This is a genomic window from Bacillus thuringiensis (assembly GCF_022095615.2).
GTDB classification, from domain to species: domain Bacteria; phylum Bacillota; class Bacilli; order Bacillales; family Bacillaceae_G; genus Bacillus_A; species Bacillus_A cereus_AG.
Window position 1 is genome coordinate 1,140,400 of sequence record NZ_CP155559.1, and the last position, 12,369, is coordinate 1,152,768.

The window sequence follows — 12,369 nt, forward strand, 5'->3', positions numbered from 1 at the left end:
GTTTTTTTGTGTGAAGTGTGATTCTCGCTTCGAAATACAGCTAAAAAAAGAAGTGAAAAGACCTTTAGAACAACAATAATTGCAACTATACTAATTTTACATTACATTAAAGGGTGAAAAATATTCTGATACTCATTGAGGGTTATATTTGAGGAGGAAAAATGGAATTTTACGATTTGGGTATTACCATTAAAGAACTTAGAATGAAAAAGGATATATCACAATCTGAATTATGTCATGGAATATGTTCACAAAGTCAAATTAGCAAAATAGAAAAAGGTATGATTTATCCATCTAGTATATTGTTATATCAGTTATCTGAAAGACTTGGTATTGATCCAAATAATATTTTCGCACTAACTCAAAACAAAAAACTAAAATATGTAGAAAATGTAAAATATGTAATGAGAGATTGTACAAAGCAAAAGCAATATACTGAACTGTACGAAATAGTGAAACAAGAGAAAAACGAAAGTAATTTCCAGTTAAAAGAAGATAAACAATTTCTAATATGGCATGAAGCAATTGCTATATTTCATGTAAATAAATCAATAAAAACTGCTTTAAATCTTTTAAATAGTGCATTAAAACTAACTGTAACGAATAGTGATTTTTTATCAGAAAGAGAAATAGATATTATGCAGTCGATGGCTATATTGTATGGGGAAAATAAAGAGTATGAAAAGAGTATTAATATACTAAGAAGATGTTTAACTAATTTTAATAAGTTAGATTTTCCTAGAGATAAAGAGGTTAAATTAAAAGTCATTTTTAATTTAGCGAAAATTTCAGGTCATGCAAATCAACATGAGGAGGCAATAAAATACAATGATATGGGTATCAAATTAGCTATTAATCTAAACACTTTATATTTATTAGGTGAATTATATTATGGAAAAGGTTGGAATTTACTAAAGCTGAAACAATATAATGAAGAAGATGTAGCTGATAACATGAAAAAAGCATTATTTATCTTTGAACTAACAGAAAAAGAAAATCTGATAAAAATGGTTAAAGAAAAATATTTTGAAAATCAAAATAAAAAAATCACTCATAATTGTTGATGAACATCTTATTATTTTCTATCAAAAAAGGCACCTTATGGTGTCTTTTTTATGACCTATATCATCAATTATTACATTACATATGTTTCTTGTACCAAGCTTTGTTGATGTATTTACACTTCGCAGGTGTTGAAGTTTTAGACGTACCCTTGAGTGTAGCCATATTATTAGAGCATCCTGCAATATTTAGACAGAATGTAGTTAATAAAAACCATAGTATTAATTTCTTCAAATAACCACTTCTAACTCTTTTTTAATTAACATTTTTTCATAAAATAAATTCCTTACTAATTTTACATTACATGAAAGGGTGAAAAATATTCTTATACTCATAAATTGTTACATTTGAGTGGGGAGGGAGGTTTTTTGCACCAATTATTAAAAGGACCTTCTTCATTTATGCATAATAATAAAATACCCATTCTAAATATCTGATTGCTCGTAAGCTTAGACTTTGTAATATTTTCTCTACAAGCTAAAAAGAAAAACACCCTCTACACTAGAGGATGTTTTTCTTTTTAGCGGTAGTTAATAAATTGTACGTCAATCGGTAAGTCAGCACTGCGAACTGCTGCGATAACTGCTTGTAAGTCATCACGGCTTTTCGCTGTAACACGTACTTGGTCATCTTGTACTTGTGTTTTTACTTTTAATTTCATTTCTTTAATGATGTTGTTAATTTTTTTCGCGTTATCTTTATCGATACCTTGTTGAAGTGTTGCACGTTGGCGAACAGTGTTGCCAGTTGCAGCCTCAACTTTTCCGTAATCTAAGTTCTTAATTGGAACGTTACGTTTTACAAGTTTAGAAATTAGAACGTCTTTTACTTGGTCTAATTTGAACTCATCGTCAGAAGTTAAAACAAGTACTTCTTTTTCTAATTTAATATCACTTTTACTTCCTTTAAAGTCATAGCGATTTTGGATTTCCTTTAATGCGATGTTAATTGCGTTTGTTACTTCAGGTAATTCTACTTTCGAAACGATGTCAAAAGAACTATCTTTTGCCATAGTTAGCACCTCCAAATAAATTTCTAATCTTTTTATGTACTGTACATACTAAAGTATAGCTGAAAACGAGTCTGGACTTAAGTGTTTTCATACTTATATTTATGTAACCTCATTTTATTATAGTGAATTTTGGGCAGTTGGACAAATAAAGGAAAAATCGTGTTATAATTAACTTTTGTTTGGAATGATAAAAAGATAAAAAGTTAATTTTATATATATAGAAGGGAATTAAAAAATATGTATTTACAATTAGGAGCGATTGAACAGGTAACCGTTTTACGCGAAACGGAAATCGGATATATGGTTGGGAATGAAGAGGAAGAAATTTTCCTACATAAAAACGAATTAGTTGGAGAAATTGAAGAAGGCGATACGATTGATGTATTCTTATACCTTGATCATCAAAATCGTGTTTCAGCAACAATGAAAGAGCCACTTATTACAACTTTTGATTGGAACTGGGTAAAAGTTGTAGAAGTTATCCCTAGTTTAGGTGTGTTTGTTAATATTGGTGTATCAAAAGATATATTAATCCCAGCTGATGAGTTCCCGATTTATATGCCAGTATGGCCAGAAGTCGGCGACGAATTATATTGTACGTTAAAATTAACGAATCGTGATCGCCTTATTGCTCTTCCGGCAAGAGACAGTGATATGCAAGAAATTATCGTAGATGCGACGCCATCTATGCGTAATAAAAACGTAAATGGACGTGTATATCGTTCACTTCAAGTTGGTTCATTCATACTAACTGATGAGCATTTCCGTGCTTTCTTACACCATACTGAAAGAAAAGAACAAGTCCGCATCGGTGAACGTGTAACGGGCCGTATTATTGACGTGAAAGATGACGGTACAATTAACATTTCACTTCTTCCTCGTAAAGAAGAAGGAATGGAAGACGATGCTGCAGTAGTTTATGCATATATGGAAGAACGAGGCGGAGCAATGCCGTTTTGGGATAAGAGCAATCCAGAAGACATTAAAGAACGATTCAACATGAGTAAAGCTGCCTTTAAGCGTGCGCTTGGTAAAATGATGAAAGAAGAAAAGATTTACCAAGAAGAAGGTTGGACGTATTTTAAGAAGTAAATGAAATAAAAAGCACCGCCTTATTTTGCTGTAAAAATAAGGCGGTGCTTTTTTAATTCCCTTGCTCATGCGCAAGAGTAAACGTATCTTCTAAGTCACTATCATTTATTTTAATATTAGCCTTTTTTAATTCCTTTTGTATTAATTTGTGACTGAATGTAGGGTCGGCAATACGTTCTGCTTCTAAGTTTTTGCGGATGGAGTCTTTCACTTCATCGTAAGGTTGTAAATCTTTTTTACCAGTTAGTTTAATAATGTGATAGCCATTTGGTGATTTGACAGGATCACTAATTTGACCGATTTTTAGTTTGTAGGCAGTTGTTTCAAATTCAGGTGTCATTGTACCTGAATTGAAGTATCCAAGGTCTCCACCTTTATCTTTTGATAGTAGATCTTGCGATTCTTGTTTTGCTAATTCTTCAAATGAAGCACCAGCATCTAATTTTTTCTTTATTTCTTTCGCTTCATTTTCGTCACTTACTAAAATATGACTCGCTTTAATTTCTGGTTTATAGTGGTCTTTAACGTCTTTTTCTGTAACACTTTTCTTAATTGCTTCATTCATAGCAAGTTTGAACTTAATTTGATTTTTGAAATCAGCTTCATCTTTTAAACGATTGTTTTCTAGTACTGTTGTGAATTGATCTCCGTATTGATTTTTCGCTTTTTGTACTTCTTTATCTACATCATCGTCGGATACTTTATATTTTTTCGTGATAACGTCTTGTGCCATCATTTCGTATAGCATGTCTTTTCCGTAACGATCTTTCAACTGTTTTTCGAAGTCGCTCTTCTTAATGGTTGAGTCTGTTGCTGTAGCGACTGTAGCTGAGCTGTTTTTTTGTCCACAAGCAGCTAGCATTAATATACTTATTAGTGCAGTAATAATGAAAATGTGTTTTCCTCTCATGCTAACACCTCATCCGAATATGTTATCGCTATTGTAGAATATAGAAGTGAACATGAAGTGAATTTTTAATGTTTTTTTCCTGTAAAATGTAAAAAAAGTACATCAACAATACTGTTGATGTACGATGGGATCAAAGGTGATCAGTCTTTTTAGAATAGGCACGCTTACCTTGCTGAATATTTTTTTGTTCTTGCTCATTTTTTTGTGTACGCTTTGCATTATTATCGCGTGCTTTTTTGTCGTTATCACTCGTATGTGGCATATGTATCAACTCCATTTCTAAACGTTGTACGTTTATCATTTCCTTTTTCGTAAAGACTATGTATAGCAGTGCATTCATGAATAATAAGGGTGGATTAGAAATGGATTTGAAGTTGAATTATACCGAACTTATAAAGAAGTTAATCGTTGTAATCATCGCAGGTTTGTTAAACGCGATTGGAATGAATTTATTTTTAACGCCAGCGAAAGTGTACGCGAGTGGCTTTGCTGGATTGTCCCAATTGTTATCGCAAATATTAGGTGACTTTTTATCTATTCACATATCAACGGGGGTACTGTTTAGCTTGTTTAATATTCCCGTCGTTATTTTAGCATGGAAAAAGGTTGGGAAGGCCTTTACTTTCTTTAGTTTTCTTTGCGTTATATTTATGACTTTGTTTCTAGAAATTATCCCGGTTAGAGCAGTTTCGAACGATATCATATTGAATGCGATTTTTGGTGGGATTATTTCAGCAATTGGGGTAGGGATTGCGTTAAAGTGGGGGGCTTCTACAGGTGGTTTAGATATTATCGCCATGATTTTATCAAAGATTAAAGACAAGCCTGTCGGTACGTATTTTTTCTTCTTTAATGCACTGATCATTATAGCTGCTGGCTATGTATATGGATGGGAAAAAGCATTATATACTTTGGTGACTTTGTATGTGTCAACGCGAATTATCGATGCGATTCATACACGTCATGTGAAGATTACAGCATTAATCGTGACGAAGAATGGGGCAGATGTACGAAAGGCGATTCATTCACGCTTAGTGAGGGGGATTACAACTATACCGGCAACAGGTGCTTATACGAATGAAAATAAGGAAATGTTAATGATTGTTATTACTCGTTACGAACTGTATGAATTAGAGCGGGTTATTAAACAAGTGGACCCAGGTGCATTTACAAACGTGCTGCAAACTGTCGGGGTGTTTGGATTGTTTCGAAAAGATTAAAGAGGACCAAAGCTGGTCCTCTTTTTTAATGCAAATTCGTAATGTTTTGCAACTGCTCCTGCATTTCACGTAGCTGAACTTTTTCAGCTGTTGAAGAGTTTGCATAAGCAGAGTGCAAAGCGTTTTTTGCTCTATATACGAGATCTTGTTGCTCAGCACCACTTGAACAAGTTACGGCATTTGCAACGGCATCTCTAGCTTGTTGGAATAGTAAGTTCCCCATTTAAACCCCTCCAAAAGAAGAGTTACTTCTCGCTTTTTCTGCCTCAGCTAATGTACCACGGTACGGGAATCTTGCATCATGCTTCATAACAGCATCGGCTCCTTGTTGGATAAAACGTTTTGATTTGTTCTTTTTACCCATTCGAAAAACCCCCTTTATTTAGCTGAAAACACTCGACGCTATAATCCGGCGTCTAATTATAGTATAGGCTTTTGGCGAGAAACTATAAGCAGGGAATTTTTAGATTATAGCCCAAGAACCTCTTCTAAATATAGTGCAATACCATCTTCTTCATTCGTTAACGTCGTGTGGTTTGCGAGTGATTTTAATTCAGGAATAGCATTCCCCATTGCAATGCCGTGACCAGCAAATTCAATCATTTCAAAGTCGTTATCTTCATCACCGAAAGCGATAATTCGTTCTTGTGGAATGTTGTAATGACTAGAAATTTTTTGTAGTCCGACAGCTTTATTTAGCCCGCTTTTTACAATTTCAATAATCGGCCAAGGTGCGCCCCATTTTCTGTGATCGATTACTTCAGCGTGCATATCAGTTAAATGTTGACGAATTGCACTGGAATGCTCGTCATGTGCGTCAATTAATAAGCAAGTTGGATGATCGTTTAAAGTATTTAATAAGTCTCCTGTAAAAATCTTTGGAGAACCGAATTCAAAAATATGTTTTTTATCTTCATCAATTTCACGAACATACACATCGTCCATTACTTCTGCATATATATTTTTTACGCCAAAATCAAAGCAAGCTCGGACAATTTCTTGCGCTGTTGCTAGCTCAAGAGGAGAATGATGTGTTCCCCATTTTGAATCAAGAGGGTGATGTACGTAAGCGCCGTTAAAGTTTACGATTGGTGTATTAAGACCGAGTTCTTTATAATAATCAAAACTAGCACGGAATGGACGCCCTGTTGAAATAACGACAATATGTCCTTGTTCCTTTGCTTTTGCAATTGTATGTTTTGTTCGAGTGGAAATTATTTTGTTGTCTGTCAATAAAGTGCCGTCTAAGTCTAATGCGATTAAATGCTGTTTATTCATAATTTCACCTCTTATAATAATTTTTTTGTTTCTATCTGTATTTCCGTTTTTAATATGCAGAAATAAGAGGTTAAACTGGGTGAGAACACCAAAGATGGAAAGTTCACTATATATCCATCTTACGTCCCAAGGTGCTACGGTGTCTACTATTTCTCGCTGGAAATTAAGAAAAGTCAACATCTTTTTAGAAAGTTCAAATAATGTTTCTTTCATTATGTACAAATTGTGAAAAGGGTTACATTGTTCGTATGATGAGGCTTATAATGAACATGTAATCTTCTCGTATATGTTTGACTCTCCTTTGAAGCTGGCCTATAGTAGGTTGGTTTCTTTTTTTTTCTACAAATAGGAAAGAAATCCCTTCCTAAGCTTGTGTCATTCATGTATATGTACAAGAACGAAATGTAGTACTTGTTTCCTAAACATGACAGAAAAGCTTTCTTTTAAAATGGATATACTAATGAGGCAAAGACGTCATGGAAGGAGAATGGAAATGGGACAAAATCGCAGGTTTCGTTCTGGACAAAAAGCGCCAAATGATGGCATTTACGTAGAAATAGGTGAAACAGGAAGTATGGTGAAAAATCCGCAAATGGTACAATTAACTGCCGGTGAAAAGTTTCCAGATAACACGAATCATAATCGTCAGTGGACATATAAAAGAAAACCGTAACAGAAGCCGCAATCATTATTGCGGCTTTTTTGTCGTTATACATAATAATTTCATTTGCCGAGCTATTTTAAGTAGCATAATGAATGCTCTCTTTTTCTTTTTCCAATAATAAGTTTGAAAATACATAAGCAAATTTATTGTATAAAAAAGTCAGTTGGCGTATAATCAAATCAAAGGTCAAAGAAAGTCAAACTTTTGGAGGGCTATAAAGATGGACTTAAATCAAATGACAACGAAAACACAAGAAGCGATTATGAGTGCCCAATCTTTAGCGGTGTCTCATCATCATCAAGAAGTAGATACTGTTCATCTCTTGTTTACATTATTAGAAGAGCAAGATGGGTTAGCGGTACGTATTTTTCAAAAAATGAATGTCGATATAGAAGCGTTAAAACAAGGCGCCGAAAGTTTAATTAAGAAAAAACCTTCTGTAACGGGAAGCGGTGCAGAAGCAGGAAAATTATATATAACAGGTGCTCTGCAACAACTACTTGTAAGAGCAGGGAAAGAAGCGGAGAAATTGCAAGATGACTACATTTCAGTTGAACATGTACTACTTGCTTTTTCTGAAGAAAAAGGCGATATAAATCAATTACTTACAAGATTTCATATTACGAAAGATAACTTATTACAGTCTTTAATGACAGTTCGGGGGAATCAAAGAGTGACTAGTCAAAATCCAGAAGCAACTTATGAAGCGTTAGAAAAATATGGCCGTGATTTAGTGGCGGAAGTAAGAGCGGGGAAAATTGACCCTGTTATCGGCCGCGATAGTGAAATTCGCCGCGTAATTCGCATTCTTTCACGTAAAACGAAAAACAACCCGGTTTTAATTGGTGAGCCAGGTGTTGGTAAAACAGCAATCGTTGAAGGATTAGCACAGCGTATTGTGAAAAAGGATGTACCAGAGGGGTTAAAAGATAGAACAATCTTTGCATTAGATATGAGTGCGCTTGTAGCTGGAGCGAAATTCCGTGGTGAATTTGAAGAGCGCCTGCAAGCTGTATTAAATGAAATTAAAAAGAGTGAAGGCCGCATTTTATTATTCATTGATGAACTTCATACAATCGTCGGCGCTGGTAAAACAGAAGGTGCGATGGACGCAGGAAATATGTTGAAACCGATGCTTGCGCGTGGTGAACTGCATTGCATTGGGGCGACGACGCTCGATGAATATCGTAAATATATTGAGAAAGATCCAGCGCTAGAAAGACGTTTCCAACAAGTATTAGCAGAAGAACCAACTGTTGAAGATACAATTTCCATTTTACGTGGTTTAAAAGAGCGCTTTGAAATTTATCATGGTGTAAATATTCATGACCGCGCGATTGTAGCAGCATCTGTTTTATCAGATCGATATATTTCGGATCGTTTCTTACCAGATAAAGCAATTGATCTTGTTGATGAAGCGTGTGCAACAATTCGAACAGAGATTGATTCTATGCCAACGGAATTAGATGAAGTAACGCGCCGCATTATGCAGCTGGAGATTGAAGAAGCAGCTCTTGGAAAAGAGAAGGACTTTGGTAGCCAAGAACGTCTAAAAACGTTGCAACGTGAATTATCGGATTTAAAAGAAGTTGCAAGTGGTATGAGAGCGAAATGGGAGAAAGAAAAAGAAGATATTCACAAAGTTCGTGACTTACGTGAACATTTAGAGCGTCTGCGCCGTGAATTAGAAGAAGCAGAAGGTAATTACGATTTAAATAAAGCAGCGGAACTTCGCCACGGGAAAATTCCTGCAATTGAAAAAGAGTTAAAAGAAGCAGAAGAAATGGGCGCACATAATAAACAAGAAAATCGTTTATTACGTGAGGAAGTAAGTGAAGAAGAGATTGCTGATATTGTTTCACGCTGGACTGGTATTCCTGTTGCAAAACTCGTTGAAGGTGAACGCGAGAAATTACTACGCTTAGAGCAAATTTTATCAGATCGTGTAATCGGACAAGAGGAAGCGGTAAGTTTAGTATCAGACGCAGTTCTTCGTGCACGCGCTGGTATTAAAGACCCGAACCGTCCAATTGGTTCCTTCATCTTCTTAGGACCGACAGGTGTTGGTAAAACAGAACTTGCAAAAACGTTAGCGCAGTCTTTATTCGATAGTGAAGAGCAAATGATTCGTATCGACATGTCTGAGTATATGGAGAAACACGCTGTGTCACGCTTAATTGGTGCGCCTCCTGGATATGTTGGATATGAAGAGGGTGGTCAATTAACAGAAGCGGTAAGACGTAAACCGTATTCAGTTATTTTGTTAGACGAAATCGAAAAAGCACATCCAGAAGTATTCAACATTTTATTACAAATGTTAGATGATGGACGCATTACAGATTCGCAAGGACGTACAGTAGACTTTAAAAACACGGTTATTATTATGACTTCAAATATTGGGTCTGCTCATTTGTTAGATGGATTAGAAACAGATGGCTCAATTAAAGAGGGATCAAGAGAACTTGTAATGGGGCAATTAAGAGGACATTTCCGACCAGAGTTTTTAAATCGTGTCGATGAAATTATTTTATTCAAACCTCTTACAACAAATGAAATTAAAGGTATTGTTGATAAGATTGTACAAGAATTACAAGGTCGTTTAGCTGACCGTCATATTACGTTAGAATTAACAGATGCAGCGAAAGAGTTTGTTGTAGAAGCTGGCTTTGATCCGATGTACGGAGCTCGTCCATTAAAACGATATGTACAACGTCAAGTTGAGACGAAATTAGCGAGAGAATTAATTGCAGGGACGATTACTGATAACAGTCACGTAGTTGTTGATGTAGAAAATAACGAATTAGTCGTTCATGTAAAGTAAAATAAAAAAGAGTTCGGATAAAATCCGGACTCTTTTTAGTGTTGTTCTACTGGCTCGTTTGGAATGGCAGCTGCAATTGCTAGTACTAATACTGCAAGAACAACTGAGAAAATAGACGCTTGGTTAAAATCGTATGTACCGCCAGTCATAGAGCCGATTACGTAGCTCATCATATGCACAAGCGCGAACGACCAAATTAATGCCCAAATGAAACGCATATTTTACACCTCTATTCGTTCAATCTGTCCTTATTGTAACACAATTGAAAAAAGAATATAGAAAAATATTTGTAGATTTTTCAACGCAAATTTGCATTCCGTTCATACATTATAGAAGAGTACTTTTATACGTTTAGAAAATAAGGCGGGGGAAAAATGAGTATTACGGAACGTTTTTTTTACTTAGAAAAAGAACCATGTGTCATTTATTTACCGGAGAAGCCAAATGGATTTTCTGTAATGCTTCTTGGTGATTACAACTACTTTATTGAGAATGGTACAAGTTTATGGACACAGCATGCAGGCAAATCTTATTTTTTACATGGCCTTATTGCGGAAGGCTACACGGTCTTTTCTTCTAATTTATACGGAAGACATTGGGGAAACGACCAATCTGTTCGTCTAGCAAAACGCTTATATGACGTTGTTTTGAGAAAAGAGACATTAAATGCGAAAATGCACATTATGGCAGACGGTATGGGGGCACTTGTAGCACTTGAAATGATGAACAAATACCCTGAATGTATACGCTCAGTCATTATGTTAAATCCGTGTTTAGATTTACCAGAATATGTGGAGTTTGAGAAAGAGCATAAGTTTTTTTACAAAAGATTAGTGAAGGAATTAAGTTTGGCGTATGATTCCAAAGAAGAAGAATTGGAGTCCAAAATAAATAAGAAAACATTTACGCTTCTTCCGTCTTGTGTACCTGTTAAAGTTTTCGTATCAACACAAGAAAAAAGAGGAAGAAAACAGTTGTTACGTAAATATGAGAAAATGAGGCAATTCAATCAATGCGATACTTCTGTCTTATTCCATCTGCAAGATGTGAAATATAAAATGGTTAGGCAAACGACTGATTTCTTTAAAAAATATGAAGAAGAATTGTGAAGCTCCCATATACATAAATGAGGAGCTATTTGTTTCAAGGAGAAAGGGTTGGTGGTATGGAGCGCGTGCTAATTATAGGTGCACTTACGTTTGTAGGTTATCACCTTGTGAATAAAATGATTGCAGAAGAAGTAGAAGTGTACGGTCTTGATTTTGATGAATTCGAGAATATGACAAAAATTAATGAAGAGAAGTTATTGTTAATTGGGCGAAATGCGTTATTTACGTATTATTCGATAAGAGATGAAGATGGATGGAGATCAGTAGAAGGAGAGAAGTTCGATACGGTTTATTTTTGCTTATATGAGCCAAATCAACAAAGTGGTTTTCGGAATGAAAGGGTTATATTACAGTATTTAAAGCGGATTATAAGACTGTGTGCAGAACAGAAAGTGAAGTTAAATCTAATTTCTTCTATTGAAGTAGGAAATGCAGACGAATCTGAAAATAAACGATTATTTTCGAAAGTGGAAGAAGGATTGAAAAAAGGAGAGGTACAATATAGTGTATTTCGAGTTCCTATATTATATGGGCCATGGCAACCATCCTTTATGATGTATCATCAGCTCATTTTATCAGAACTCGATGAGAAAGAGTGCCATTATGCGAGTGAGGAAAACGGAAGTGATTTATTGTATGTGGAAGATGTAGGTGAATACTTATGGGAAAATGGAATGAACGAGGAGCATCTCGGCATATACAATTTACTTAGTGGTAAAAAGACATTATGGAAAAAAGGTATGAACCTTTTACGTGCAGAGGATAAAGAGAATAAAGAGAATGAGGAAGAAAGAGATTCAGCTGTAGAGGTTGTTTTGATAAAAAGAAATACCCCACTAGAATACGGTTTAAATAAACAATTGGCCCATATGAAAAAATATAAAGAGTTATACGAAGGATAGCGAGCGTGTTACACTATGTATGTGAAAGTTTTAATGGAGAGGAAGAACATAATATGAATGAGAAAAGCATGCAATTTTTACAAATCGCAATGAAGCATTTACCAGAAGCAAAGGCCATTTTAGATGATAATGGAATTGCGCTTGATATGGAGAAAGCACAACCAGTATTAGAGTTATTGATGAAAGTTATGAACGAAGCATATGAGCTTGGGAAAGCAGATCAAGAATAAAAAGAATAAAAAACATCTTTTTAGATGGAAGAAAGGCCCGAACCGTGGATAGAAGCGGTTCGGGCCTTT

Annotated in this window: 15 protein-coding genes; 8 read left to right on the forward strand and 7 right to left on the reverse strand. The window is 35.1% G+C overall.

Annotation, left to right across the window (positions count from 1 at the left end; all coding sequences use genetic code 11):
- The first annotated feature begins 161 nt into the window (after window positions 1-161).
- Entirely contained in the window at window positions 162-1,064 is a 903-nt protein-coding gene (locus KZZ19_RS05850; RefSeq protein ID WP_237979832.1) for a helix-turn-helix domain-containing protein, read from the forward strand.
- A 518-nt stretch (window positions 1,065-1,582) separates the two neighbouring features.
- Here KZZ19_RS05850 and KZZ19_RS05855 read toward each other — a convergent pair.
- Window positions 1,583-2,074 carry a YajQ family cyclic di-GMP-binding protein gene (locus KZZ19_RS05855; RefSeq protein WP_001040146.1) on the reverse strand — a complete coding sequence of 164 codons (492 nt, stop codon included), beginning with the start codon at window positions 2,072-2,074 and terminating at the stop codon, window positions 1,583-1,585.
- Window positions 2,075-2,311: 237 nt separating this feature from the next.
- On the opposite strand from KZZ19_RS05855, the gene KZZ19_RS05860 reads away from it, so the two are divergent.
- A complete protein-coding gene (locus KZZ19_RS05860) occupies window positions 2,312-3,166 on the forward strand; it encodes a CvfB family protein (RefSeq protein ID WP_088095529.1) in 855 nt (284 codons plus the stop codon).
- A gap of 52 nt (window positions 3,167-3,218) precedes the next feature.
- Here KZZ19_RS05860 and prsA read toward each other — a convergent pair whose 3' ends face one another.
- Together prsA and KZZ19_RS05870 are read right to left on the reverse strand one after the other, a co-directional pair.
- On the reverse strand, window positions 3,219-4,076 hold the full coding sequence (gene prsA / locus KZZ19_RS05865; RefSeq protein ID WP_237979833.1) for a peptidylprolyl isomerase PrsA: 858 nt from the start codon (window positions 4,074-4,076) through the stop codon (window positions 3,219-3,221).
- A 130-nt stretch (window positions 4,077-4,206) separates the two neighbouring features.
- Window positions 4,207-4,338 carry a DUF3941 domain-containing protein gene (locus tag KZZ19_RS05870; protein WP_001120851.1) on the reverse strand — a complete coding sequence of 44 codons (132 nt, stop codon included), beginning with the start codon at window positions 4,336-4,338 and terminating at the stop codon, window positions 4,207-4,209.
- A gap of 100 nt (window positions 4,339-4,438) precedes the next feature.
- Between KZZ19_RS05870 and KZZ19_RS05875 the strand changes: the two genes are divergently transcribed.
- A complete protein-coding gene (locus KZZ19_RS05875) occupies window positions 4,439-5,296 on the forward strand; it encodes a YitT family protein (protein ID WP_088095531.1) in 858 nt (285 codons plus the stop codon).
- Between the two features lie 25 nt (window positions 5,297-5,321).
- Here KZZ19_RS05875 and KZZ19_RS05880 read toward each other — a convergent pair whose 3' ends face one another.
- The 3 genes from KZZ19_RS05880 to KZZ19_RS05890 form a co-directional block, all read right to left on the reverse strand.
- The gene (locus KZZ19_RS05880; protein WP_000527404.1) at window positions 5,322-5,519 is read right to left on the reverse strand and encodes a DUF3813 domain-containing protein; all 198 of its coding nucleotides are present in this window, start codon (window positions 5,517-5,519) and stop codon (window positions 5,322-5,324) included.
- Window positions 5,520-5,660: a hypothetical protein gene (locus KZZ19_RS05885; protein ID WP_000516816.1), complete on the reverse strand. Its 141-nt coding sequence runs from the start codon at window positions 5,658-5,660 to the stop codon at window positions 5,520-5,522.
- Window positions 5,661-5,764: 104 nt separating this feature from the next.
- Window positions 5,765-6,574: a Cof-type HAD-IIB family hydrolase gene (locus KZZ19_RS05890; protein WP_071721617.1), complete on the reverse strand. Its 810-nt coding sequence runs from the start codon at window positions 6,572-6,574 to the stop codon at window positions 5,765-5,767.
- Between the two features lie 493 nt (window positions 6,575-7,067).
- Here KZZ19_RS05890 and KZZ19_RS05895 point away from each other — a divergent pair, with 493 nt between their 5' ends.
- Together KZZ19_RS05895 and clpB are read left to right on the forward strand one after the other, a co-directional pair.
- A complete protein-coding gene (locus KZZ19_RS05895; RefSeq protein ID WP_000531422.1) occupies window positions 7,068-7,247 on the forward strand; it encodes a YjzC family protein in 180 nt (59 codons plus the stop codon).
- A gap of 211 nt (window positions 7,248-7,458) precedes the next feature.
- Window positions 7,459-10,059 (forward strand): ATP-dependent chaperone ClpB, encoded by a 2,601-nt coding sequence (gene clpB, locus KZZ19_RS05900; protein ID WP_237979834.1) that lies wholly within the window; start codon window positions 7,459-7,461, stop codon window positions 10,057-10,059.
- 35 nt (window positions 10,060-10,094) lie between these two features.
- On the opposite strand, the gene KZZ19_RS05905 is transcribed toward clpB, so the two are convergent.
- Window positions 10,095-10,277 carry a YjzD family protein gene (locus KZZ19_RS05905; protein ID WP_001211111.1) on the reverse strand — a complete coding sequence of 61 codons (183 nt, stop codon included), beginning with the start codon at window positions 10,275-10,277 and terminating at the stop codon, window positions 10,095-10,097.
- Window positions 10,278-10,433: 156 nt separating this feature from the next.
- On the opposite strand from KZZ19_RS05905, the gene KZZ19_RS05910 reads away from it, so the two are divergent.
- Genes KZZ19_RS05910 through KZZ19_RS05920 form a run of 3 tightly spaced genes read left to right on the forward strand, consistent with a single transcriptional unit; the run spans window position 10,434 to window position 12,300 of the window.
- The gene (locus KZZ19_RS05910) at window positions 10,434-11,168 is read left to right on the forward strand and encodes an alpha/beta hydrolase (protein WP_237979835.1); all 735 of its coding nucleotides are present in this window, start codon (window positions 10,434-10,436) and stop codon (window positions 11,166-11,168) included.
- 29 nt (window positions 11,169-11,197) lie between these two features.
- Window positions 11,198-12,070, forward strand: coding sequence for an NAD-dependent epimerase/dehydratase family protein (locus tag KZZ19_RS05915; RefSeq protein ID WP_140392379.1), 873 nt, complete (start codon window positions 11,198-11,200; stop codon window positions 12,068-12,070).
- A 53-nt stretch (window positions 12,071-12,123) separates the two neighbouring features.
- Window positions 12,124-12,300, forward strand: a complete 177-nt coding sequence (locus KZZ19_RS05920) for a ComZ family protein (protein WP_009879752.1) — start codon at window positions 12,124-12,126, stop codon at window positions 12,298-12,300.
- Window positions 12,301-12,369: the final 69 nt, after the last annotated feature.

Bases quoted from the DNA above. Each gene is read 5' to 3' on its own strand.
- clpB (WP_237979834.1), top strand. From the start codon at position 7,459: ATGGACTTAAATCAAATGACAACGAAAACACAAGAAGCGATTATGAGT.
- KZZ19_RS05855 (WP_001040146.1), bottom strand. From the start codon at position 2,074: ATGGCAAAAGATAGTTCTTTTGACATCGTTTCGAAAGTAGAATTACCT.
- KZZ19_RS05905 (WP_001211111.1), bottom strand. From the start codon at position 10,277: ATGCGTTTCATTTGGGCATTAATTTGGTCGTTCGCGCTTGTGCATATG.
- KZZ19_RS05860 (WP_088095529.1), top strand. From the start codon at position 2,312: ATGTATTTACAATTAGGAGCGATTGAACAGGTAACCGTTTTACGCGAA.
- KZZ19_RS05920 (WP_009879752.1), top strand. From the start codon at position 12,124: ATGAATGAGAAAAGCATGCAATTTTTACAAATCGCAATGAAGCATTTA.
- KZZ19_RS05850 (WP_237979832.1), top strand. From the start codon at position 162: ATGGAATTTTACGATTTGGGTATTACCATTAAAGAACTTAGAATGAAA.
- KZZ19_RS05890 (WP_071721617.1), bottom strand. From the start codon at position 6,574: ATGAATAAACAGCATTTAATCGCATTAGACTTAGACGGCACTTTATTG.
- KZZ19_RS05875 (WP_088095531.1), top strand. From the start codon at position 4,439: ATGGATTTGAAGTTGAATTATACCGAACTTATAAAGAAGTTAATCGTT.
- KZZ19_RS05910 (WP_237979835.1), top strand. From the start codon at position 10,434: ATGAGTATTACGGAACGTTTTTTTTACTTAGAAAAAGAACCATGTGTC.
- KZZ19_RS05895 (WP_000531422.1), top strand. From the start codon at position 7,068: ATGGGACAAAATCGCAGGTTTCGTTCTGGACAAAAAGCGCCAAATGAT.
- KZZ19_RS05885 (WP_000516816.1), bottom strand. From the start codon at position 5,660: ATGGGTAAAAAGAACAAATCAAAACGTTTTATCCAACAAGGAGCCGAT.
- KZZ19_RS05880 (WP_000527404.1), bottom strand. From the start codon at position 5,519: ATGGGGAACTTACTATTCCAACAAGCTAGAGATGCCGTTGCAAATGCC.
- prsA (WP_237979833.1), bottom strand. From the start codon at position 4,076: ATGAGAGGAAAACACATTTTCATTATTACTGCACTAATAAGTATATTA.
- KZZ19_RS05870 (WP_001120851.1), bottom strand. From the start codon at position 4,338: ATGCCACATACGAGTGATAACGACAAAAAAGCACGCGATAATAATGCA.